This window comes from Streptomyces durocortorensis (assembly GCF_016901035.1).
Taxonomy (GTDB): domain Bacteria; phylum Actinomycetota; class Actinomycetes; order Streptomycetales; family Streptomycetaceae; genus Streptomyces; species Streptomyces durocortorensis.
Map to the genome: position 1 here is coordinate 277 of NZ_JAFEUF010000425.1, position 2642 is coordinate 2918.

General features: G+C 71.5%; 2 protein-coding genes. Both read right to left on the reverse strand.

Translation table 11 applies throughout. The features are described from left to right. Nucleotides 1-117 precede the first annotated feature (117 nt). Nucleotides 118-1725, reverse strand: coding sequence for a citramalate synthase (cimA, locus tag JS521_RS34915; protein ID WP_205086877.1), 1608 nt, complete (start codon nt 1723-1725; stop codon nt 118-120). A 313-nt stretch (nt 1726-2038) separates the two neighbouring features. Next, on the reverse strand, nt 2039-2642 hold a 604-nt coding region (locus tag JS521_RS34920), incomplete at its 5' end, for a TetR/AcrR family transcriptional regulator (RefSeq protein ID WP_239488257.1).

Below are 2642 nucleotides of genomic sequence, written 5' to 3' on the forward strand. Positions count from 1 at the left end.
TTCTTGAAGGGTGCGGTGGCGGGGGTGCAACACGAAGGAGCCGCCGCCCGATGACGGGCGGCGGCTCTCGTACGAAGGGGTTTCGGCGGGGCTGCTCGGCGGAGCTACTCGGTGGGGCTACTCCGTGGGCTCGACGCCCGCGCGCAGCAGTCCGTAGGTGTACGCGTCCTCCAGCGCCTGCCAGGAGGCGGCGATGACGTTCTCGGCGACCCCCACGGTCGCCCAGTCGCCGGTGCCGTCGCCGGTGGTGACGAGGACGCGGGTGGTGGACTCGGTGCCGGTGCGGCCCTCCAGGATGCGGACCTTGTAGTCGACCAGTTCCAGCTTGGCGAGCTGCGGGTAGATCCGCTCCAGGGCGACGCGCAGCGCCCGGTCCAGCGCGTTGACCGGGCCGTTGCCCTCGGCGGTCGCGACGATCCGCTCGCCCTTGGACCAGAGCTTCACGGTGGCCTCGTTGGCGTGGGTGCCGTCGGGGCGGTCCTCGACGATCGCCCGCCAGGACTCCGTACGGAAGTAGCGCCGGGCCCGGCCCTCGACCTCGCCGCGCAGCAGCAGTTCGAAGGAGGCGTCGGCGGCCTCGTAGGTGTAGCCCTGGAGTTCGCGCTCCTTGACCCGCTCGACGACCCGGCCGACCAGGGCGCGGTCGTCGCCGAGGTCGATGCCGAGTTCCTTGCCCTTCAGCTCGATGGAGGCGCGGCCGGCCATGTCGGAGACCAGCATCCGCATGGTGTTGCCGACCAGTTCGGGGTCGATGTGCTGGTACAGGTCGGGGTCGACCTTGATCGCGGAGGCGTGCAGCCCGGCCTTGTGGGCGAAGGCCGAGACGCCCACGTACGGCTGGTGGGTGGAGGGGGTGAGGTTGACGACCTCGGCGATGGCGTGCGAGATGCGGGTCATCTCGGCGAGTGCGCCCTCGGGCAGCACCTTCATGCCGTACTTGAGTTCCAGGGCGGCGACGACGGGGAAGAGGTTGGCGTTGCCGACCCGCTCGCCGTAGCCGTTGGCCGTGCACTGGACGTGGGTGGCGCCGGCGTCGACGGCGGCCAGGGAGTTGGCGACGGCGCAGCCGGTGTCGTCCTGGGCGTGGATGCCGAGCCGGGCGCCGGTGTCGGCGATGACGGTCGCGACGACGGCCTGGACCTGGGCGGGGAGCATGCCGCCGTTGGTGTCGCAGAGGATGACGACCTCGGCGCCCGCCTCGTACGCGGTACGCACCACGGCCTTGGCGTACTCGGCGTTGGCGCGGTAGCCGTCGAAGAAGTGCTCGCAGTCCACGAAGACGCGGCGGCCCTGTTCGCGCAGGTGGGAGACGGTGTCGCGGACCATCTCCAGGTTCTCGTCCAGGGTGGTGCGCAGGGCCAGTTCCACATGGCGGTCGTGTGCCTTGGCCACCAGGGTGATCACCGGGGCGCCGGAGTTCAGGAGCGCCTTCACCTGGGGGTCCTCGGCCGCGCTGCCGCCGGCCCTGCGGGTCGCGCCGAACGCCACGAGCTGGGCGTTCTCGAACGCGATCTCCTGCTGGGCCCGGGCGAAGAACTCGGTGTCGCGGGGGTTGGCCCCCGGCCAGCCGCCCTCGATGTAGCCGACCCCGAAGGTGTCCAGATGACGGGCGATGGTCAGCTTGTCGGCGACCGTCAGGTTGATGCCCTCACGCTGAGCACCGTCGCGCAGTGTGGTGTCGAAGACATGGAAACTGTCGTCGGTGGCGTTGGCCTTGGTGGTCATGCTGATCTGACTCCTGTCGGATGAGTGGATCCGGACGATCGGCTTCCACTTGCCCCCATCATCTCGCGCGCTCCGCGCCGGCCCGGGTGCGGGCCGGAAAACGAAAAAACCCCTCGCGGGTGCGAGAGGTCTGCGCGCGGGTCTGGGGCACGATGGCCGCGCCGTACGTGGTGGTACGGGACGGTCACTGCGGACCGGCGCGCCTGCTGCCAATAATCATGACGAACGAGGACACGGCAGCAGTCTGGCACAGCGCGGGCCGCCTGACGGCGGTGTCTCAGGATGCGGTCGTGACGCTGGTCGCACCGCGCCTTCAGGATCCCGGCGTCAACGTCTCGTCCAGGAACTCAGCCGCCTGGGCGAGCACCTGCTCCCGGCCCGTCCCCGGGATCCCGACGGTGACGTGGATGCTGAACCCGTCGAGCAGCGCCCGCAGCCGGGCGGCGAACCGGTCGGCGTCCACCGGCCGGAACTCACGGCGCGAGATCCCCTCGGCGAGCAGCGCCACCAGGTCGCGGTGCCAGGCCCCCTCGATGGCGGCCTGCCGGGCGCGGGCGTCGTCGTCGGCGTTCTGCGAGCGGCCCCAGACCTCCAGCCAGAGCGTCCAGTGGGGGTCGCGGTGGCCGGCGGGCAGGTACAGGCCGATGTACGCGTCCAGCCGCTCACGGGCGGACCCGGCCCCGGGCTCGGCGAGGAGGGCGCGGCGCTCGGCCCCGAGGCGGTCCTCGCTCCACTCCAGGGTCCGGAGCAGCAGTTCGTCCTTGGTGCGGAAGTAGTAGAGCAGGTGCCCGCTGCTCATCCCGACCTCCCGCCCGAGCCCGGCCATGGTCAGCCCGTCGAGCCCGAGCTCGGCGATGGTGGCCATGGCGGCGGCGAGGACGACGTCGCGGGGCGGGGCGGCGTGGTGGGTGCGGCGG